This is a genomic window from Rufibacter sediminis (assembly GCF_014269285.1).
Classification (GTDB): domain Bacteria; phylum Bacteroidota; class Bacteroidia; order Cytophagales; family Hymenobacteraceae; genus Nibribacter; species Nibribacter sediminis.
In genome coordinates this window covers 110,677-130,815 of the sequence record NZ_JACOAF010000021.1, presented here as the reverse complement: position 1 = coordinate 130,815, position 20,139 = coordinate 110,677, and the positions used below count along the sequence as shown (strand labels likewise).

Sequence of the window (20,139 nt, the reverse complement as noted above, 5' to 3'; positions counted from 1 at the left end):
TAAAAGGACACAGCTTGCAACGGGTTTCCTCTTATTTACAAACCGGCTGTTTTTCTCCCGCGCGTTTCAGGGCTGTTTTCCTGAAAACAGGCTCAAAACAGATCACAAAACTTTTATGTCCTGGAAAAGTTAAAGGACTGAAACTTTCCTTTACCAACCCATGGAAAACCAATTATCTCCGCACGAAATCTACGCAGACGCGGTTGCCTCCGCAGAACAGGCCGGCTTACGCTATTTCCCAGACACCAAGCCGGGCATCACCCGCGAGATAAAAGGTAAAAAGATCACGTATTCTACCGCCAAGGGAGAACCCCTCACCGACGAGAAAGTGCTGGACCGTATCCAGAAACTGGTGATTCCGCCCGCCTGGACCAACGTCTGGATCTGCCCCTCGGCCAACGGTCACATCCAGGCCACCGGCCGCGATGACAAAGGACGCAAGCAGTACATCTACCACCCAGACTGGCAGAAGGCACGTAGCCTGAACAAGTTCGGGCGGATGATGGCTTTCGGTAAGGCGCTGCCCGAAATCAGGAAACAAGTAGAGAAAGACCTACGATTGAAGAAACTGGAGAAGCGCAAAATTCTGGCCATTGTGGTGGAGCTGCTGGACAACTCGTTCATCCGGATCGGGAACCGCTCGTACGCCAAGTCAAACCAATCGTACGGACTGACCACCCTGCGCGACCGGCACGTGAAAGTGGAGGGCGATCACCTGCGGCTGGAGTTTGTGGGCAAGAAAGGGGTGAAGCACGAGATCAGCATCAAAGACCGCCGCTTGGCCCGCCTGGTTAAACAGTGCCAGGACATTCCCGGGTATGACCTCTTCCAATTCTATGACGAAGAAGGCAACCGCCAACCCATTGAATCGGGCGATGTGAACGAATACCTGCGCAGTTTATGTGAGGAGGATTTTACCGCCAAGGATTTCAGGACCTGGGGCGGGACTGTGCTCATGGTGGAATGCCTGGAGCAGATCCTGGACGAGAACCCAGACATCACCAAAGAAAAATCGGTGAAGGACGCGGCCAAGATGGTTGCCCAGGAATTAGGCAACACGCCCAGCGTCTGCAACAAGTACTACATTCACCCCGAAGTGGTCAATCTCTTCAAGCAAGACAAACTCATTGATTACTTGCGGAAACACGATGCCAAAAAGCGCAAAGAAAATCCGTTTCTCTCCAGAACCGAAGAATTTGTCATTAAGATGTTGAAAGATATTAAGTTAGATGTCAAATAATTAATTTATTGAATATCTTTCTGTCGTAAACTTGCGGGAGAGATGTACATAGAAACCGAAAGACTTAAAATTCAGCCGCTTACAGAAGCGCAGCTGAAGCTGTACGCCGCCAACAACGGGTCTCTGGAAAAGTCATTGGGGCTGCGCTATACCCCCAAACCCATTGACCCAGATTTAGCCGATGCCTTGGAAAACTATTTCCTACGGCTCATTCCACTGCACCGGGAGCAGTACTACTTCTACACTCTCTGGACCATTGAACTGAAGGCCACTCAAACCCTGGCCGGAGATCTGTGCTTTAAAGGTGAACCCGATGAAACGGGCGAAGTTGAGATTGGCTACGGCACCTACCCCGATTTTCAGCAGCAGGGCATCATGTCAGAAGCCATTGAGGGGCTGCTGCTTTGGTGTTTCAAAAGACCAGACATTTCCTCCGTCATTGCCGAAACCGAAACTGGAAACACCGCCTCCGAGAAAATCCTGGAACGAAACGGCTTCAGCCGAGACACCCAAGGCCGGGACAACACCTGGTGGAAACGGGAAGTTAGGGAGTTGGTGATGTGAAGTTTTTTTTAGATTAGAAGATTAGGTGATGTGAAGATTTGTAGATGTGAAGATTTGGAGATTAGGTGATGTGAAGATGAATATGCAAATCCTACTTAAAGATTCTCTAGCAGCAATAAAATCAGCAAGCACTGATATTCATTTTCAAATCTACAAATCTCCTCATCTCCAAATCTTCACATCTCCAAATTTCCAAATCTACACATCTGCAATTACAACCCTTCCCGGTCGAAGGCGTGGACTTTGACGTCGCGGGATTTCTTGAGGCGGGTTTCTTTGCCTTTTTCTACCTCGATGCCTTGTTTGGTGTCATACACCCGGGTTTTGCGGCCCCACCCGCTCACGAAGGAGTCGTCTTTGACTTCGTCTTCGCCCATTCCGCCGTAAATGGCTACTTTGATTCCACTTTTTCCGTGGCCGGTCAGGATGAACTCATCTTCTTCGGCTAAGCCGTAGAGCGCGATGGATTTTGTGTCTGTTTTCTTGAAAACCCGGTCAAACACCAGCAAGGGAGATTTCTTATCATTTTCGGGTTGCTGTGAAACCAGGACGCGGGTATCACCATTGGAGAGCCGTTGCACAATAAACTTCTCCTTCTGATCGGTGCCCGCCACTAGTACATGCTTGGAGAGGTGGCGGTAAAGTTCATCGGCTAACTGGGGCAACTGCGCCCGTCTGGACATCAGTTTCGCCTGGATTTCCTTTCCCGTAAGCGCGTACACTTGCGTGGGGAGACTTTCCACCGAGGCGGCGATCACACTGTCGGTAAGTTGGATTTGTAGTTGGTTGGCCAATTGTTGCCATTGTTCCTGCGTCACTTCGTTCAGGCAGCGCTCATCGATGAATTGTGCGTTTTGCAGATAGCCTTTGCTGGAAGAAACGCGGGAGTGAAAGGTCTTCATTTTTTTCAGCGGAGCCCAGCTTCTGCTGAAGAGCCAAGGCACCAACCCGTCATCGAACTTGAAAAATGCCTGGTCGCGGTCTTTGGGCACGGGAGTGTAAGTGGTGACGTTGCTGGTGTCGTACACCGCCCATTGCCACTGGCCCTCGTGCCGGTCCCAATCGCCAATCAAGACATCAAAGAGCCGTGCTTTGGCAAATGACAACTGATCGGGTAGATGGGAGTGCTGGGTGAATCGTTTTTTGAGGAATTCCTCAGAATCGACCAGGTTTTTGGCTTTACCTAAGTAACTGGTGATCGACTCTTTGCCTTCGTATTTCTCTTCCAGTAGGAATACTTTGTCCTGAAAGTCAGAGGAGTTTTTGCCTAGCCCTTGCTCGTTTTTAGGAACGTACACGTAACGCGGATGGCTGTGGTGAATCTTCGCGCCAGCGGCCAGGCCAGATACCACCACGGCCCCATACGGGTGAGCGGCCGAGGTCTGGTCCCTCAGCAGATTAGCCACAAACGTCTTGCGTAAACCGCCAGGTAGGATGCCTTGCGGATCTTTGTCTACAGAGCGGAGAGCGTACTGCTTCCCGTTTTCGTTTTCCAGGGTGAGGCTGGTGGTCTGGAAGCCGCCACCAAGTTTCTCGGGGCTGAGGCCGCCATGCATTTTATTGATGTCCAGCACGGGCAACGTCACCGGCTGCGCCCACACAGCCCGGTAGTGCTTTCCCCAGAAGACATTATGCAGAAAGCCTTTCTGGTAATGTCTCCCCGCCACCACTTCCGCTGAATCCCACTTCGCGTTGCGTTCCTGCTCCACGGCACCTACCAAGGCAGAAGATTGGAAATAGTCTTTCTTGGCACAGCCGTAACTGAGCAGAGCAACGGAGAAGGAGAGGGTCAGTAGTTTCCGCATAGATGAAGAATAATTCTTTGCCATACAGAAATTGTACCACAAAAGTTGTGCGCCGCCAAGGCAGCCAGAGCTACATTGCTTTGTCTCAATTCTTTAGCTGTCTCTTGTCTCTGGAAGTAGAACATAGAAGCAGATTTTTAGGTATAAATACGCATCTATGGCTCCATCTACTACCTACTCCAATAGCAACAGCCGTTTACGCCCTGCTAGCTGGTGGTTCCTTCTGTTGTTTCTGATACAGCCCGTGTTGGCTTTCTCGCAACGCTCTGATTCCAGCGTGACGGTTTCAGCGGGCGAACACTATCTGAGAAGTTCTTTTCATCGGTTCTGGTGGGGGCGACACTACCGTCAGGTATGGGCCGAGCCCGTAGAGGTGCCGCTGCTTTGGATCAGCCAGTTTAAGGGAGGCGTGACGCCGGTAAAGGAGGGAGGCAGCTTCCAGACGAAAAACCTGCGGTTGGTAGATGCGGCCGGACGGGAGTACGTGCTGCGCTCCATTGACAAAGATCCCTCGAAAGCCTTGCCCAAAGGGCTGCAGAAATCGTTTGTCGCCAGCTTGATGCGGGACCAGACCAGCGTCATCCATCCTTACGGCGCTTTCATTGTACCGGCCCTGGCTTCCGCGGCCGGCGTGTACCATACCAACCCCCAACTAGTGTACTTAGCCGATGATCCCGCCCTGGGCGAGTTCAGGAAAGATTTCGCGCACATGCTCATGTTGCTGGAGGAACGCCCCGATGGCAACTGGGACCAACTGGAAAGCTTTGGTACCCCGCAGGACATTTTCAGCTCAAAGAAAGCCTTTGGAAAAATGGTCTCCAGCCCGCTGTACCAGGTAGACACCAAACGGTACCTGCTTTCCCGGCTGTTTGACATGTGGCTCAGTGACTGGAGTAGGCGCGAGGACCAGTGGCGCTGGGCGGTTGCTGAAAACAAGGGACAGACCCATTTTTCCCCCATTCCACGCGACCGGGACCATGCGTTCTTCAAGTTCAATGACGGTGTGCTTACCAAATTGGTGAGCGTTTTCAAGCCGAATTACCAAAGTTTCGATAAAACCATCGTGGGCCAGAACGTGAAGGGATTGATCAGGAGTTCGTATCAGATGGATGCCTATCTGCTGGCGTACCTCACCGAAGAAGACTTCAGGCAAGCGGCCCTGGAACTGCAGCAGAAACTCACCGATCAGGTGATAGATCAGGCCCTGCAAACCTGGCCTCCGCAAATCAGGGAGCTTTCAGAAAAGGAATTCAGCGCTAAGTTGAAATCGCGCCGTAATGATCTGGCTGAGGCCGCCGCTACGTTCTATCAGCTTCTGAATAAAGAGGTGTTGTTGCCCGGCACCGATGCCGAGGATCGGTTTGTGCTGGAGTTTCAGGCAGATGGGAGCGTGCTGGTGCAGCATTGGTCTTTTGAGAAAGACATGCAAAGGAACCTGCTGCATGAAAAGTTCTTTTCGCCCGCTCAAACCAAAAGCCTGTCCATCTACGGATTAGGCGAGGAAGACACCTTCGTGTTGAAAGGCAAAGGCAAGACTAAGATAAAACTGCACCTGTACGGCGGCGAGGAAACAGACCGTCTACAAGTGGAGGAAACGTTTCAAGTCTCCGGCTCAAAAATTCATTTGTATGACGAAGAAGACGGAAACGAATACCCCAAACATAAAAAGATCAAGAAGAAGGACTATAAGCCTGCCGCTGAGGAATTTAACGGGGCTGGTTGGCTTCTGCGGCACCGCTTGCATTAACGTTTTGAGCCTGTTTTCCGGAAAAGAGCCCTAAAGAGCCGTGTTCAGATCTGCGGAAAAAACCAGCAGTTTGTCCTGGTGCTTGGTGCGCATGTAGCCTCTGATGATCTGCTGCGTGTCTTTGTTGTCATTGTAGTACTTGATCACGCCCTTGAAGTCTTCCAGGGAACTGGCGCTGAAAGACTCGTCAAAGTACCCGAAACCCAGGTAACGCCCATTCTCTACCACCACCACCGACTTCTCCTCGGTTTCCCGTCCTTTCCCGATGATGACAAACGAGTCATAGTCGTACTTGAACGCGTCAATGGATTCCATCACCCGCTGGTTGTACTCCTCCGGCGATTCTTTGCCCACGCACGCGCCTTTGCATTGGTGCACCTGGTAATCAAAGCACGGCCCGTTGGATTTGTACAGGTCGCACATTTTCTGGCAGAGGTTGTATTTCTCTACCCGGTTGTACAGAAAGTTCTTGGCCTGAAACTGATTGGACATGGTCAACAGCGGCGGCACTTCGGTCTTAGCTTTCTGGAACGTGAGGCGCAGGTAACCTTCCTGGTCATAATAAGAGTAAATCCCCGAATGGTACACGCTCCGGCGCTGGGCCCGGTTGTAGAATGGTTTCCGTTTCTTGATCTCGTCTGATTCAAACAGCAAAGCCACCAATTCGCTGCCGGTCCGTTCATAGGTGATGCTGGCGATGCGGTTCTTGAACTCAATGGACTTCTTGCTTTTAAAATCGATGCTGAAGTGCTGGATGATGCGTTTCCGGATGCTCTTGCTTTTGCCCACGTAGATGATCTCGCCAGATTCATCATGGAAGTAATACACGCCCGCCTCCAGCGGCAAGGCATCTACCATGTCCCGCGAAATGGCGGGCGGCAACAGCGAGGTCTTGATTTCCTTGGAAATGGCCGAGGGCTCCAGCAGTTTATCGTCCTGGGAGTCGTTTACCTTTTTCTCATCGATTTTCAGTAAACGATCAAAAAGGATGGCGGTAGCTTCGGCATCGCCGATGGCGCGGTGCCGCATCTGCAACGGGATGTCGATGCTCTTGCACAGCTTGCCCAAGCTGTAGGAGGGAAGGCCCGGCATCAGCTTTCGGCTGAGCCGCACGGTGCACAAGGTCTTGCGCTGGAAGGTGAAGCCCAGATCCGCGAACTCCTTCTTCACGAAGGAATAGTCAAAGCGCACGTTGTGGGCCACAAACACGTTGCCCTCGGTGATCTGCACAATCTGCTTAGCTACTTCATGAAACTTAGGCGCGTCCTTCACCATCTCGTCGGTGATGCCGGTGAGTTGGGAAATAAAGAATGGAATGGGCCGACCCGGGTTAATGAGGGAGTGGAACTGGTCCACCACCTTGTTGCCGTCATGGATGAAAATCGCAATCTCGGTAATCCGGTCTTCGGAGGGCTGGCCACCCGTGGTTTCAATATCAATGATAGCGTACACGCGCTGAGGGTTTGGTGGATGATGGTTCTACTGTGCTAACTTTATTAGAACCAAGAAACCGGCAAGATCGTTTCATCTGTGCTTTTCGCGTCTTTTCCGGAAAACGGCCCTAAAACAGCCATCCGGCCGACTGCAGTTCCGGTTAGCAAAAACAGCGGCCAAGTTCTGGTTTCGGGAAGGTGAGGTGTAGCGGATGAGTGCAGATTTGTCAATTAAATAGCTTTGCTGTTAGCATCCTATGGCAGATTCTAAATTGCCGCTTTTCGTGACCGGCTCCGGCCGCAGTCTCCTCTGAAAAGGAAAACCCCCGAGTTTTCATAGGAGGAAGTGATTCTCCATCATGAAAACTTGGGGATTCTGCTGGGCTTGGGAACGTCGCCACAATTTCGTTTCAGGGCCGTTTTCCAGATATTAGGCCTACTCTGGGCCTTTCAGCTGGTTTCGTCGGCTCTTCAGCCGCTTGATGAACCGGTTTTCCTCCTGCCCGCTTTTCACGTCGTTCAGCAGAAACCCGAAGGGCTGCAGTGGCTCATAGGCGTCAAAGATCACTTTCAGGATGGCAATGATAGGAATAGACAAGATCATTCCGGGAGCGCCCCAGATCTCGCCGCCAAGAATCAGCGCCACGATGGCCGCGAACGGGTTGATGCTCACCTTCGATCCTACCACGTAAGGCGTGATGAAATTACCTTCCAGGAACTGCACGAACGCGAAGATCCCGATCACGATCAGCATCTGGGCGGCAGAGCCGGTGTTCACCAGCACAAACAAGGCCGGGAACAAAGCCCCAATCAGGATCCCGATGTAGGGAATCACCGTCAAGATGGCGGCCATCACCCCGAAGAAGATGGCGTACTCCACGCCCATGATCATCAGCCCCACCGAGTTCAGCACCGATACCACCAGAATTACAATCAAAAGCCCTGACAGATAGCCCTGCACCACCCGCTGAATATTGTCAACGGTTTCCATGAGCGGCTCCCGCCGGTCTCTGGTGATGAACTGGAACATAAATTGCCGCAGGTGATCACGGTAGTACAGCATACAGAAAACATAAATGGGAATCAACGAGAGCACCGTCAGTGCTCCGGTGGTGAGCGAGATGGTGCTTCCCAGGAAAGCGGTGCCGGTTTGGGTGACATTGCCCAGCGCTTTCTGCATGAACTCGCTTTTATTGGTGGGTTTTATGCCAAACCGCTCAAACAGGAACGTCTGGAACTTGGCGAGGAGCAGGCTCAGTTTGCTGTTGATCTCTGATAGCTCAGAAGAGAAGTTGCTGATCTGGTGCGATAAAAACCAGATCAGGAGGCCCAGAATGATGATGACCACCACCAGCGACACGACGATCGAGATTGCCCGCGGAAGACGTTTTTCCAGCCCTCGGGTCATGGGCAGCAGCAACAGCGCGAACAGTCCGGCGAAGCAAAGTGGAATGAGCACCGGGCTGAACGTCTGCAGGAAATGCAGCAGCAAGAAAAGCCCAAGTAGAATAACCGTGTACTTGAAGTAAGCTGGTAATTTTATGTCCATATCTATAAGTAAATCAGATAAGCAGCGTAGAAAATTAAAAGTGCAATGCTAAAGATATTAGTAAAATAAATCCTTGAGAGCCAAAAGGCTAGCTGAAAAGCTAAAATTCTAAGCAAAATTAAGTCTCCTGAATGAACTGCAAAGCGCTATATTTGGTTACAGATAAATAGAAAACTTGGTTTTTTGTAGGGACAAAACGGCCGATAGAAAGTTCTAAATACGCATTAAAATTGCTGTTTTGAGCCTTCTGTATCAAAGTACCCGCAAATTTTCTTTTATTTTACCTAATTCTACTAAATCCTAAAGTTCCGTATGGCTGAGCAAACTGATGTAACCTACAACGAGGATAGTATACGTTCCCTTGATTGGCGTGAACACATCCGGCTGCGTCCGGGTATGTACATTGGCAAGCTGGGTGACGGCTCCTCTCCCGATGATGGGATCTACATTCTTGTGAAAGAGGTGATTGACAACTCCATTGATGAGCACATGATGGGGCATGGCCGCACCATTGAAGTAAAGATTTCTGACCACAAAGTAGTGGTGCGTGACTATGGCCGCGGTATTCCACTGGGCAAGGTGATTGACTGCGTGAGCAAGATCAACACCGGTGGTAAGTATGACAGCCGCGCGTTCCAGAAATCAGTGGGTCTGAACGGGGTGGGTACCAAGGCTGTGAACGCGCTGTCCTCCAGCTTCAGAATCCAGTCGGTGCGGGATGGCAAAACCAAGGTGGCCGAGTTTGAACGCGGCGAGCTGGTGAACGATGAACCGCTGCAGGACTCTAACCAGCGCAACGGTACCACCACCATCTTCGTGCCCGATGATACCATTTTCAAAAACTACCACTTCATTCCGGAGTTCCTGGAAAACCAGATCTGGAACTATGTGTACCTAAACGCTGGCCTTACCATCCACTTCAACGGACAGAAGTATCTGTCTGAGAATGGCTTGAAAGACTTATTGAGTCGGAAGATTGCCGAGGAAACCATGCGGTACCCTATCATTCACCTGAAAGGGGATGATATTGAACTGGCCTTGACTCACGGCAACGACTACGGTGAGGAGTATTATTCCTTCGTGAACGGTCAGTACACCACCCAAGGCGGTACGCACTTGGCGGCCTTTAGAGAAGCCGTGGTAAAAACCGTGCGCGAATTTTATAAGAAAGACTACGACGCTACTGATATTAGAGGCTCCATTGTAGGTGCTGTTGCTATTCGCGTTCAGGAGCCGGTTTTCGAAAGTCAGACCAAAACCAAACTGGGTTCTATCAACGTAGCGCACGATGGCCCAACTGTGCGGAACTTCGTGAATGATTTCGTGAAGGAGCACCTAGACAACTACCTGCACAAGAACCCAACCGTAGCCGAAGCCCTGCGCAAGCGGATTGAGCAGAGTGAGCGCGAGCGCAAAGACATGGCCGGTATCAAGAAACTGGCGAACCAACGCGCGAAGAAAGCGAACCTGCACAACAAGAAACTGCGGGACTGCCGCTTCCATTTCGGGGAAAGCAAGGAACTGGAGAAAGAGGCGTTGACCACCTTGTTCATCACGGAGGGTGACTCGGCATCTGGCTCCATCACCAAGTCCAGAAACGTGGAGTTGGAGGCGGTATTCTCCTTGAGAGGAAAGCCGTTGAACTGCTTCGGATTGAAGAAGAAGATCGTGTACGAAAACGAAGAGTTCAACCTGCTACAGCACGCCTTAAACATTGAGGAAGGCTTGGAAGGCTTGCGCTATAACCGCGTGGTAGTCGCTACGGATGCTGACGTGGACGGCATGCACATCCGCTTGCTGCTGATGACGTTTTTCCTGCAGTTTTTCCCAGATCTGGTCAAAAACGGCCACTTGTACATTCTGGAAACGCCGCTCTTCAGGGTACGCAACAAGAAAGAGACCATCTATTGCTACAATGAGCAGGAGAAGCAGAACGCCATGCGCAAGCTGGGTAAGAACCCAGAAATCACCCGCTTTAAAGGATTAGGCGAGATTTCGCCGGAGGAATTTGGGAAGTTCATTGGGGATAACATCAGGTTGGAGCCGGTGATCATGGGCAAGACCGAGCAGAATATTCAGAAAGTCTTGTCTTACTTCATGGGCAAGAACACGCCGGAGCGGCAGCAGTTTATCATTGAGAATCTCAAAATAGAGAAAGATATAGTAGAGGAGGTTTATGCTTAACGAAGAATTGGAAAACGAGAACGAAAACAGCCTGGAACTGGACACGCAACTGGAAGGGGAGGAAGTCATCCATGACATCACCTCGGTATCCGGACTGTACGAAAACTGGTTTCTGGACTACGCTTCTTATGTAATCCTGGAAAGGGCCGTACCAGCTTTGGAAGACGGTTTCAAACCCGTGCAGCGCCGCATCATGCACGCCATGAAAGAAATGGACGATGGCCGTTTCAACAAGGTGGCCAACGTAATCGGGCAGACCATGCAGTACCACCCGCACGGTGACGCTTCTATTGGCGACGCCATTGTGAACCTAGGCCAGAAAGACCTGCTTATTGAAACCCAGGGAAACTGGGGCGATGTACGCACCGGCGACAGTGCGGCGGCTCCCCGTTACATTGAGGCGCGCCTCACCAAGTTTGCTTTAGACGTAGTCTTCAATTCCCAGACTACCGAGTGGCAGCTGAGCTACGATGGTCGTAAAAACGAGCCGGTCACCTTGCCGGTGAAATTTCCGCTTTTGCTGGCGCAGGGCGTGGAAGGAATTGCCGTGGGCTTGTCTACCAAGATCATGCCCCACAACTTTCGGGAGCTGATCAGAGGTTCTATTGACGTGCTCAAAGGCCGCAAAACTACCTTGCTGCCTGACTTCCCAACCGGAGGTTTGGCTGACTTCACCAACTACAACGGCGGGGGCAGAGGCGGCAAAATCCGTTTACGGGCTACTATTGAGAAAGTAGACAAATCGCTGCTCATCATCCGCGATGTGCCTTATGGGACCACCACCACGGCCCTGATGGACTCCATCGTGAAAGCCAGCGAGAACAACAAGATCAAGATCAAGAAGGTAGTGGACAACACCGCGGCCGAGGTGGAGATTCAGGTGCACATCCCGCCGGGGATTTCGCCTGATTTGACCATTGACGCGCTCTACGCCTTCACCGATTGCGAGATCTCCATTTCGCCTAACACCTGCGTGATCATCGAGGACAAGCCGCGTTTCCTGAACGTGGACGAGTTGCTGCGCATGTCTACTGCCAAAACGGTTCGCTTGCTGGAGCGGGAACTGGAGATTAAGCTGGGAGAACTGGAAGACAGATGGCACAACTCCTCGCTGGAAAAGATCTTCATTGAGAACCGCATCTACCGCGACATTGAAGAGTGCGAGACCTGGGAAGCCGTGCTGGAAGCCATTGACAAAGGCTTGGAACCGCACAAGCCCTTGCTGCGCCGTGAGGTGACGCAAGACGACATCATCCGCCTGACCGAGATCAAGATCAAGCGTATCTCCAAGTTTGACTCCTTCAAAGCAGATGAATACATCAAGAAGCTGGAGGATGAAATGGCCGAGGTGGCCGATAACCTGGCGAACCTGGTGCGCTACGCGATCAGCTATTTTGAGGGTCTTTTGGCGAAATACGGCAAAAACAAAGAGCGTAAAACCCAGATCAGAACCTTTGATGTGGTGTCTGCGCAGAAAGTAGCCGTGGCTAACCAGAAGCTGTACGTGAACCGCAAGGACGGTTTTGTGGGCTATGGCCTCAAGAAAGATGAGTTTGTGGTGGACTGCTCAGACATGGATGACATCATCGCCATCCGAAAGGACGGGAAGTTCATGGTGTCCCGCATCAGCGACAAGATTTTCATGGGCAAGGACATCATCCACGTGGGCGTGTACAACAAGAACGATGAGCACATGGTCTACAACATGATCTATGTGGACGGGAAAACCGGCATCTCTTTTGCCAAGCGCTTTGCCGTAACCTCCATCACTCGTGACAAAGAGTACGACCTCACCAAAGGCGAGAAGAATTCCAAAGTGGTGTACCTGACCGCCAACCCGAACTCTGAGTCTGAGGTGGTGAGCATCACCCTGCAACCGGCCAGTACCGCGCGCGTGAAGCAGTTTGACTTTGATTTTGCGGAACTGCTCATAAAAGGGAAAGGCTCGCAGGGGAACATCGTGACCAAGCACCCCATCAAGAAAGTAGTGCAGAAAGCCCTGGGCGAGTCTACCCGCGGCGGTCGCGAGATCTACTATGACGAGGTGATCGGGCGTTTGAACACCGAGAACCGTGGGCGTTATTTAGGTTCTTTCAACACCGATGACTCTATTCTGGTGGTGTACAAAGACGGTTCCTATGAGCTGACCACGTTTGAGTTGTCCAACCACTATGACGTGCCCAACATTGAACTGATTCATAAATTCTCGCCGGAGCTGGTGGTGTCTGCCGTCTACACCGAGGGAGAAACCAAGATCAGCTACGTGAAACGCTTCGTGGTTGAGACCAGCACCATTGGCAAGCGCTTTGTCTTCATCTCTGAAACTAAGGGTTCCAAGCTGTTGGCCGCCTCGGTTCACCCTGAGCCTAAAGCTGAGTTGAAGATCCAACGCGACAAGAAGTCTGAGAAGGAGACGGAAAATCTGCTCCTGAGCGACTTCATTGACGTGAAAGGCTGGCGCGCCATGGGCAACAAACTGAACTACTTCAAAATCTTTGGCGTGACAATGCAAAAAGAGGAAGAAGCCGAGCCCGTGAAGGTGAAGAATAGCACGAAAATCATAAAAACTGTGAAGGTAGAGCCGGTATTAGTTCAAGAGGCAACCGCTTCATTCTCAACGGGAGAGGAGGTTTTATTGGAATTAAACAATATACAACCCATTCTGGAAACAGACGTAGATGTTGAACAGAACGGAGATCTACTGAAGCCGGCTAAAACACCTAAAAAACAGCTTAACCTCTTTTAGGATTTTTTAAAAGTAATTCGTAGATTACCCGTACGTTGTACTAAATGGTCAATCTGGGGAAATGTATGAGAAGTACTTTTAGACTCGTCTTTATATTGATAGCACTCATGAGTTTTCCGAACCTGACCGCCATCTGCGGCGGGTTAGGTTCGGAAAAACTTCTGTGGGAGGCCAATCAGCTGTTTCTGGAATACAAGGATTCTGAAGCCTTGGCAAAGTATGAATTATTACTTTCAGACAATCCGGAGCAACTGGAGGCCTTGGTGAAAGCCAGTATTGCCTGTGGCCGCATTGGCAGCAGATTCCCAGACGACACTAATAAAAGTATTTACTACCAGAAAGCCTTGGCTTTCGCTCAAAGATCCATGGCGGTTGACAGCCTCTCGGCTGATCCTAATTACGTCATGGCTTTGTCTCTGAGCACGCTGTGCCAGACGGTGTCCATCAAAGATCGCCTGGTGCATCTGAGCCAGGTGAAAACCTATCTGGACAGAGCCCTGGCTCAAAACCCCAGACATTCGGGGGCCTGGCATTTAATGGGCAGATGGTCCTTTAAAGTGGCCAACCTTTCCTTCACTGAAAAATCCGCGAACAAATTACTCACGAACCTGCCATTGCCTACCTCTACCAACGAGGAAGCCATCAGCGCATTCACGAAAGCCATTGAGGTAGGGCCGGCCAACCTGCTTTACTATTATGATCTGGCCCGGGTACAACGGGAGGCCAACCTGAAAAGCGAATGCGTGAGCACGCTGCAAAAAGCCTTGGACCAGAAGTTAGTCACCACCGAAGATTTGGAGTTAAGCAGAAGATGTAAAATCCTGCTGCAGGAAGTCCTGAGAGTACGGGCATCCTAACAAATCTTTTCCGGCAATACCCCACATGCGAAAGGCACCTGTCATAGGTGCCTTTCGCATGTGGGGTATTGCCGTTTTAGAGCTCTTTTCAAGAAATCCCTCTAAAAACAGCAAGGGCGTAGGGGTTTTCTCCGGCTGCCTGTCTCTTAGGGGAGCTAATGTTGAAAGAGTCAGTTCTTGTGAGTGGCGCTTCGGATGCTCAAGGGGTTAAATTTAAATACCGTTTCTTTTATATAGACATCTTGGTATTAAGTATATTAGAGAATTATAAAGCGAAGGTGGTGAGAAACGTACTGCTCTTTTTATTCCTGTTGATGAGTGGAGGGATCGCGTACGCCCAGCATCTTCCTGTCTCCGGAAAAGTAAGGGATTCTGAAAGTCAAAAGCCGCAGGATTTCGTAACGGTGCATATCCGCGCCAGCAAGAACCCGCTCTTCACCGACGAAGCCGGAACGTACATCCTCCGGAAGTATGCCCTCACTGATTCCATCACCTTTACGCTCCTGGGCTACCAGCCGGTTGTAAAATCCATCTCTGAGCTGCAGAAGAACGGAGATATTGCCCTGGTGCGGCAAAGCTACGCCATTCAGGAGATCGTCATCCGGCCCCAGGAAAATCCGGCGTACCGCATCGTGCGGGCTGCCGCCCGAAACAAGCAGCTGTACCTGCCAGAAAACCAAGAGGCCATTCAGTTTGAAACTTATACCCTGATGAAGGGTAGTATTCTGGAACGCGAGGCGACCGATAAGAAGAAAGGCTTTTCCAAGCGGTATGCGCCGTACCTGGACAGCCTTACGTTAACCGATGCTCCTTCCAAATCGGCTTCGTTGCCCATCTTTCAATCAGAAACCGTTAAGGAAACGTTCTTCAGCCGAAATCCGCGCAAGTCAAAAGAGATCCTGAAAGCCAGTAAAGTGGTGGGGGTGGGCATTGAGCGGGAAAGCCAGATCGCTCAACTTCTGAATGCGCAGGCCGAGCATTTCTCGCTGAACCAGAACTGGATGCGCATGTTCGATAAAGACTTCGTCAGCCCCATTGCCAACCAGTGGGCCAATTATTATGACTATGAGCTGGAGGATAGTGTCCAGACGGAGAGCGGCAAGGTGTACCGGCTCAAAATTTTGCCTAAAAGAGCGCAGGACCTCACGTTTGGGGGCTACATGTGGATTGCCGACGGTTCTTTCTCTTTACGCCGCATTGAGCTGAAACTCAACAAAGACGTAGCCCTCAACTTTATTAAGGATTTGCAGATTGTGCAGGCCTGGGATGAGAAAAACCCTTCGCTGTTGCCGTTGTCCAGCAAACGCAAGTTCCAGATCACCGGTTTACCGGGCTCTGATGTCCGTCTGTTTGTGGAAACGGTGACCACCTATACGGACCTGGTGCTGGGCGAGCCGAAGCCGGAGGAATTCTTTGATATGACGCACCAGATCAGCGATTCTGCGCTCAAATACAAAGAGGATTACTGGCAAAACATGCGTCCGGAGGGGTTCTCGCCGGAAGACCAGAAAAGGGTGGAGTCCATCGCCCAGATCAACAGACTTCCTGAAATCCAGAGTACGGTGAAATTGGTCAGGATTATGGTGGAAGGCCATCTGCCCATCAATGACAAGATTGAGTTTGGGCCGGTGTTTGGTGCCTACGTCTTCAACAAAGTAGAAGGGCACCGGTTTCAGATAGGGGGCAGAACCACCCAGGATTTCCATCCCAACTGGATCTTGAACGGCTACCTGGCCTACGGGACCAAAGACGCGTCTTTCAAAAGTCTGTTCAACATCCGGTACATCGCTAACCGGCAGCAGTGGACGGAGTGGGGCGCCAGTTACCTGAACGATGTGGGGCCGGCCGCCATGGATTTGAACAATGCCCAACTGAACAGCTTGTTTTTCTCTTCCTTTAGGTGGGGAGAGATGCGGTTCCCGTATCAGCAGGAGCGGATGCAGCTCTGGGCGGAGCGGGAGTGGTTGCCCGGTTTCCGGCAGCGGGTCACGTTCCGGCATTCCACTTTTCGGCCGTACTTTGACACCAAACCGTTCACTTCTGACAAAGACGGCTCTGCTTACGCCGGTTTCAAAACCACCGATGTCACGTTGAGTTTACGGTATGCCTCGGCGAAGAAAGTACTGATCCGGCACTATGAGAAAATTCCCATCGCCAATTCCACCGCGCCCATCATTGGGGTGGATGTGTCGGCGGGCTTGAGCGGACTCATGAACTCTAACCTGGCTTACCAGGAAGTCTCCTTGTCAATGGAGCAGCGCGTGCGGACCGGCATCCTGGGCTACGGCCGGTACTATCTGAAAGCCGGCAAGACCTTCACCAAAGTTCCCTTGCCCTTGCTGCAGGTGCCGGTGGGCAACGAGACGCCGTTCTTTATTTTGCACGGTTACAACCTGATGCCGTTCTTCTCCTTCGCCACAGATCAATATGTATCTCTGCGGTATGACCACCATTTTGAAGGAGCCTTCTCCCTCACCAACCGCTTGCCGCTGCTGAAGAAGACGAAGATGATCATGGTGGCAGGCGGGGCCATTCTGTACGGCAGCATCAGTGACAAAAACAATCCGGTGGAGGAGGCGGTAACGGGCAGTGGGCAGCGGCGTTTCCTGAGTTTGGGGAAAGATCCGTATGCAGAAGTAAACGTGGGCTTCAAGAATATCTTCCAGTTGTTCAGGGTAGATCTGGTGCACCGCCTCACCTACAAAGAACTGGATTCTCCGTTGTGGGGCCTCCGCCTGTCGGTCTCGGTGAACCCGTAGCATTTTGGGGCTGTTTTCGTAAAAGCGGCTCCTAAACGCATGTAAACTAAAATGGTCCAGCTGAACCCTTCCGTTTAAGACCTGTTTTTACAAAAACGGCCCTTAAACGCACCAGAACTAAACTGGAAATTGTACCTTCGCCTTCCTGTCATTTTATGAATCCGTATTATTCCTATGCGTAATTTCTTTTGGCTTCTTTGGTTGGGCATGGGGTTCCTCAGCGCCTGCTCCCAGAAAACATCGGAAGAAAGAATGTTCAATCCTGCCAAGGTGGACAGCAGCATCCCCACGCAGATAAACGAACTGAGCATGGCCTTGGAGCAGCGGAATCCGCAACCGGTCTGGTACGTGAAACGAGCCAAGCTGTACCTGGCCCAGGAAAAAACGCAACCGGCCTTGAAAGACCTGTCCATGGCCACCACCCTGGATCCTTCTTTGGGCGAGGCGTATTTCTGGAAAGCGAAAATTCTGGTGGGAAGTCAGCAGTACCAGGAAGCCATGAAGATGATGATGCAGGCCAAGGCGTTCAACTTCTACACCCCCGAATCGGAAGCCATTCTGGCGGAGACCTACGTTGGGCTGAAGCTATACGAACTATCCCTCACGCACAGCAGCCAGGCCATTCGGTTAAGCCCCGGCGAGGCGAAATACTACGTCTTGCTGGCCAAGGCGCAGGCGGCCACCGGAGACACCGCGCGCTCTCTGTACAACCTGAACCGGGCCCTGGTGCGAGATTCCGTTTCACTACCGGCTTTCCGGGAACTGAGCGCCATCTACACGGCCCGCGGGTTGTATGACAACGCCCTCCCAATGGTGCAGGTGGGGGTGAAGAAACAGCCGAAGGAGGGGTTCTGGTGGCAGCAGCTGGGCCAGTATTTCCTGAACCGGAACCTCACCGACACCGCGCTCGCCTGCTTCGGAAAAGCGGTCACCCTGCAGCCCGACAAGGCCGAGGGCTACGCCGGGCTGGGGGAGGCCTGGTATAAAAAACGGCAGTATGATCTGGCTTTGCCCCAACTGCTGAAAGCACAGGAGTTAGGGCTCCCCATGACCGAGCGGAACCGTTGGGTTCTGGCCTCCTGCCTGGACTGGACGGGCCAGAAAGCGGCCGCCCGCGTTCATTACGGAATTTTAATCAGAAAATATCCGCAGAACTCAAGGTATCGTGTAGCTTTGCAGAGAATCACCAAACCTGCGCCGCCACGACCAATTATGGATTCTTTGCGCGCCATAACTGTTTTTTAGCTATTTTGCCGATAACTTAGCTAAAACGAAGAATACTTCTGTCTATATGATCAACATTACCTTACCAGACGGTTCGGTCCGTGAATACCAGGAAGGGGTAACCGGCATTGAAATCGCCGCCTCCATCAGTGAAGGATTAGCCCGCAACGTGCTGGCTGTGAAAGTAAATGGCCAGGTATGGGACCTCACGCGTCCTATCACCGAGAATGCCGCCATTCAGTTGCTGACCTGGAACGATGACGAAGGCAAGGCAACATACTGGCACTCGTCGGCGCACTTGATGGCCGAGGCGCTGGAAGCTCTGTACCCGGGAGTGAAGCTAGGCATTGGCCCGGCCATTGAGAACGGCTTCTATTATGACATTGACCTGGGCGAGGAGAAAACACTTTCGCAGGAAGATTTTCCGGCTATTGAGCAGAAAATGTTGGAGCTGGCCCGTCAGAAAAGTGAATACGTACGCCAACCCATCAGCAAAGCCGATGCGATTGCCTATTTCACCGAGAAAAACGATCCTTACAAATTAGATTTGCTGGAAAGGCTGGAGGATGGTTCCATCACCTTCTACACCCAAGGGAATTTCACCGATCTTTGCCGCGGACCGCACATCCCCAACACTGGTTTCATCAAAGCCGCCAAGCTGATGAACGTGGCCGGTGCTTATTGGCGCGGTGACGAGAAGAGCAAGCAGCTGACCCGCGTTTACGCCATCACTTTCCCGAAGCAAAAGGAACTCACTGAGTACCTGGAGCGCCTGGAAGAAGCCAAACGCCGTGACCACCGCAAGCTGGGCAAGGAAATGGAATTGTTCGCCTTCTCTGAAAAGGTAGGCATGGGCTTGCCGTTGTGGTTGCCGAAAGGAACCCTGCTTCGGGAGCGTTTAGAGCAATTCATGCGGAAAGCGCAGATGAAAGCCGGTTACCAGCCTGTGGTAACGCCGCACATTGGCTCAAAAGAACTGTATGTGACCTCGGGTCACTATGAGAAATACGGCGCAGATTCGTTTCAGCCCATCAAGACGCCCAACGAGAACGAGGAGTTTTTGCTGAAGCCGATGAACTGCCCGCACCACTGCGAAATCTACAAAACGCGTCCGCGCTCTTATAAGGAGTTGCCGGTTCGTCTGGCTGAGTTTGGGACAGTGTATCGTTACGAGCAAAGCGGTGAGCTGCACGGCCTGACCCGGGTGCGTGGCTTTACGCAGGATGATGCGCACATCTTCTGCCGCCCAGACCAGGTGAAGGAGGAGTTCACAAAAGTGATTGACCTGGTGTTGTACGTGTTCAAGGCCCTGGGCTTTGACAACTACACGGCCCAGATCTCCTTGCGTGACCCAGAAAACAAGGCCAAGTACATTGGCTCAGATGAACTTTGGGAGAAAGCGGAGCGTGAAATCATTGAAGCGGCCACTGAGAAAGGTCTGCCTACTGTAACAGAACTGGGCGAAGCTGCGTTTTACGGACCTAAGCTGGACTTCATGGTGAAGGATGCCTTGGGCCGTAAATGGCAGCTAGGAACCATTCAGGTGGACTACAACCTGCCTAACCGTTTCGAGTTGGAGTACATTGGTGCTGATAACGAGAAACACCGGCCGGTGATGATTCACCGGGCTCCGTTCGGTTCTTTGGAGCGCTTTGTGGCGGTTCTGATTGAGCACTGCGGCGGTAACTTCCCGCTGTGGCTTAGCCCAGACCAGGTAGCCATTCTGCCTATTTCTGAGAAGTACCATGAGTATGCCCACCAGGTGAACGAACAATTAGCCGAGCAGGACATCCGGGGGTACATTGACACCCGCGATGAGAAAATCGGCCGTAAAATTCGGGATGCCGAAGTGAGCAAAGTGCCGTACATGATCATTGTAGGGGAGAAGGAGCAGGAAAATGAGATTGTTTCGGTTCGGAAACACGGCTTAGGCGATATGGGTACGCTACGGGTAGATGCCTTCGTGGAGAACTTCCGGGCGGTACTGGCCGAGCTGCTTAGCTAAAAAATAATTGGATATTACTTTTAATA

Annotated in this window: 12 protein-coding genes; 9 read left to right on the top strand and 3 right to left on the bottom strand. The window is 51.6% G+C overall.

Features of this window, described 5'->3' with window-relative positions; all coding sequences use genetic code 11:
- The first annotated feature begins 160 nt into the window (after nt 1-160).
- The gene (locus H7U12_RS08815; protein WP_186636130.1) at nt 161-1,240 is read left to right on the top strand and encodes a DNA topoisomerase IB; all 1,080 of its coding nucleotides are present in this window, start codon (nt 161-163) and stop codon (nt 1,238-1,240) included.
- A gap of 42 nt (nt 1,241-1,282) precedes the next feature.
- Nucleotides 1,283-1,804, top strand: a complete 522-nt coding sequence (locus tag H7U12_RS08810) for a GNAT family N-acetyltransferase (protein ID WP_186636127.1) — start codon at nt 1,283-1,285, stop codon at nt 1,802-1,804.
- Nucleotides 1,805-2,016: 212 nt separating this feature from the next.
- Here H7U12_RS08810 and H7U12_RS08805 read toward each other — a convergent pair whose 3' ends face one another.
- Nucleotides 2,017-3,609 carry a hypothetical protein gene (locus tag H7U12_RS08805; RefSeq protein ID WP_186636123.1) on the bottom strand — a complete coding sequence of 531 codons (1,593 nt, stop codon included), beginning with the start codon at nt 3,607-3,609 and terminating at the stop codon, nt 2,017-2,019.
- Between the two features lie 157 nt (nt 3,610-3,766).
- On the opposite strand from H7U12_RS08805, the gene H7U12_RS08800 reads away from it, so the two are divergent.
- Nucleotides 3,767-5,356 (top strand): hypothetical protein, encoded by a 1,590-nt coding sequence (locus H7U12_RS08800; RefSeq protein ID WP_186636120.1) that lies wholly within the window; start codon nt 3,767-3,769, stop codon nt 5,354-5,356.
- A 30-nt stretch (nt 5,357-5,386) separates the two neighbouring features.
- Here H7U12_RS08800 and H7U12_RS22870 read toward each other — a convergent pair whose 3' ends face one another.
- Together H7U12_RS22870 and H7U12_RS08790 are read right to left on the bottom strand one after the other, a co-directional pair.
- On the bottom strand, nt 5,387-6,808 hold the full coding sequence (locus H7U12_RS22870) for an exonuclease domain-containing protein (protein WP_186636118.1): 1,422 nt from the start codon (nt 6,806-6,808) through the stop codon (nt 5,387-5,389).
- Nucleotides 6,809-7,225: 417 nt separating this feature from the next.
- Entirely contained in the window at nt 7,226-8,338 is a 1,113-nt protein-coding gene (locus H7U12_RS08790; RefSeq protein WP_186636115.1) for an AI-2E family transporter, read from the bottom strand.
- 312 nt (nt 8,339-8,650) lie between these two features.
- Here H7U12_RS08790 and H7U12_RS08785 point away from each other — a divergent pair, with 312 nt between their 5' ends.
- From H7U12_RS08785 to thrS, 6 genes are all read left to right on the top strand, one after another.
- Complete coding sequence (locus tag H7U12_RS08785) at nt 8,651-10,522, top strand: DNA topoisomerase IV subunit B (protein WP_186636112.1); 1,872 nt, start codon at nt 8,651-8,653, stop codon at nt 10,520-10,522.
- Nucleotides 10,515-13,268 carry a DNA gyrase/topoisomerase IV subunit A gene (locus tag H7U12_RS08780; RefSeq protein WP_186636109.1) on the top strand — a complete coding sequence of 918 codons (2,754 nt, stop codon included), beginning with the start codon at nt 10,515-10,517 and terminating at the stop codon, nt 13,266-13,268. The genes H7U12_RS08785 and H7U12_RS08780 overlap by 8 nt, the downstream gene beginning before the upstream one ends.
- Before the next feature lie 107 nt (nt 13,269-13,375).
- Nucleotides 13,376-14,125: a tetratricopeptide repeat protein gene (locus H7U12_RS08775; RefSeq protein WP_186636106.1), complete on the top strand. Its 750-nt coding sequence runs from the start codon at nt 13,376-13,378 to the stop codon at nt 14,123-14,125.
- A 281-nt stretch (nt 14,126-14,406) separates the two neighbouring features.
- Nucleotides 14,407-16,884 carry a DUF5686 family protein gene (locus tag H7U12_RS08770; protein ID WP_186636103.1) on the top strand — a complete coding sequence of 826 codons (2,478 nt, stop codon included), beginning with the start codon at nt 14,407-14,409 and terminating at the stop codon, nt 16,882-16,884.
- Between the two features lie 174 nt (nt 16,885-17,058).
- On the top strand, nt 17,059-18,129 hold the full coding sequence (locus tag H7U12_RS08765; RefSeq protein WP_186636100.1) for a tetratricopeptide repeat protein: 1,071 nt from the start codon (nt 17,059-17,061) through the stop codon (nt 18,127-18,129).
- A gap of 46 nt (nt 18,130-18,175) precedes the next feature.
- Nucleotides 18,176-20,113 carry a threonine--tRNA ligase gene (thrS, locus tag H7U12_RS08760; RefSeq protein ID WP_186636097.1) on the top strand — a complete coding sequence of 646 codons (1,938 nt, stop codon included), beginning with the start codon at nt 18,176-18,178 and terminating at the stop codon, nt 20,111-20,113.
- Nucleotides 20,114-20,139: the final 26 nt, after the last annotated feature.

Excerpts from the sequence above, each read along its gene's own strand:
- H7U12_RS08815 (WP_186636130.1), top strand. The coding sequence starts at position 161 with ATGGAAAACCAATTATCTCCGCACGAAATCTACGCAGACGCGGTTGCC.
- H7U12_RS08810 (WP_186636127.1), top strand. The coding sequence starts at position 1,283 with ATGTACATAGAAACCGAAAGACTTAAAATTCAGCCGCTTACAGAAGCG.
- H7U12_RS08805 (WP_186636123.1), bottom strand. The coding sequence starts at position 3,609 with ATGCGGAAACTACTGACCCTCTCCTTCTCCGTTGCTCTGCTCAGTTAC.
- H7U12_RS08800 (WP_186636120.1), top strand. The coding sequence starts at position 3,767 with ATGGCTCCATCTACTACCTACTCCAATAGCAACAGCCGTTTACGCCCT.
- H7U12_RS08790 (WP_186636115.1), bottom strand. The coding sequence starts at position 8,338 with ATGGACATAAAATTACCAGCTTACTTCAAGTACACGGTTATTCTACTT.
- H7U12_RS08785 (WP_186636112.1), top strand. The coding sequence starts at position 8,651 with ATGGCTGAGCAAACTGATGTAACCTACAACGAGGATAGTATACGTTCC.
- H7U12_RS08780 (WP_186636109.1), top strand. The coding sequence starts at position 10,515 with ATGCTTAACGAAGAATTGGAAAACGAGAACGAAAACAGCCTGGAACTG.
- H7U12_RS08775 (WP_186636106.1), top strand. The coding sequence starts at position 13,376 with ATGAGTTTTCCGAACCTGACCGCCATCTGCGGCGGGTTAGGTTCGGAA.
- H7U12_RS08765 (WP_186636100.1), top strand. The coding sequence starts at position 17,059 with ATGCGTAATTTCTTTTGGCTTCTTTGGTTGGGCATGGGGTTCCTCAGC.
- thrS (WP_186636097.1), top strand. The coding sequence starts at position 18,176 with ATGATCAACATTACCTTACCAGACGGTTCGGTCCGTGAATACCAGGAA.